The organism is Mesorhizobium sp. M0571 (assembly GCF_040320985.1).
Classification (GTDB): domain Bacteria; phylum Pseudomonadota; class Alphaproteobacteria; order Rhizobiales; family Rhizobiaceae; genus Mesorhizobium.
Map to the genome: position 1 here is coordinate 1 of NZ_JAMYQT010000157.1, position 691 is coordinate 691.

Annotated in this window: 1 protein-coding gene; it reads right to left on the reverse strand. The window is 60.5% G+C overall.

What is annotated here, in order from left to right:
• Positions 1-639, reverse strand: a 639-nt coding sequence (locus NKI85_RS37830; protein ID WP_352781003.1) for an IS6 family transposase, incomplete at its 3' end; no start/stop codon positions are given.
• Positions 640-691: the final 52 nt, after the last annotated feature.

The following is a 691-nucleotide window of genomic DNA, read 5'->3' on the forward strand; positions in this document are numbered from 1 at the left end:
AAATGCGGAGCGTTTTGAGCGGGCTGGGACGAATAGATTACGGAAGGCTGAGAAGATCGAGACGAAGCGCTGCAGGCTTCCCGGCGAACGGAAGCCCTGCATCGTCCGCTCCCGCTTTCGCAGCGGCACGTGGGAATTCTCGGCCCTGTTGTTGAGGCCCTTGTGCGCGCGGTGCTCGACATCCGGCATGACCTGCCGTTTCGCCGCTCCATAGGAAGGCAGCTTGTCGGTGATCATGCGCTTTGGTGCGAGGCCCTGTTTCTTCAGCAGCCTGGCGAGCAGGCGCTTGGCGGCCTTGGTATTGCGGCGGTTCTGGACGATCTCATCGAGAACATATCCATCCTGGTCGACAGCCCGCCACAACCAATGTTTCTTGCCGGAGATGGTGATGAGGACTTCGTCCAGGTGCCAAACATCGTTGGGGCTGGGCCGCTTCCTGCGCAGTCGGCGAACGTACTCGGGCCCGAACTTCTTCCCCCAACGGCGGATCGTTTCATAGGAGACGACGATGCCGCGCTCCAGCAGCATTTCCTCGACCAGGCGCAGGCTCAATGGGAACCGGTAATATAGCCACACCGCATGGGCGATGATCTCGGCGGGAAAGCGGTGGCGTTTGTAGCTGATGAGCGCGTCATTCATGGACCGGCGTCTACCCCAGCGACTCCTCACAAGAAGTTACCGTGACATCGCC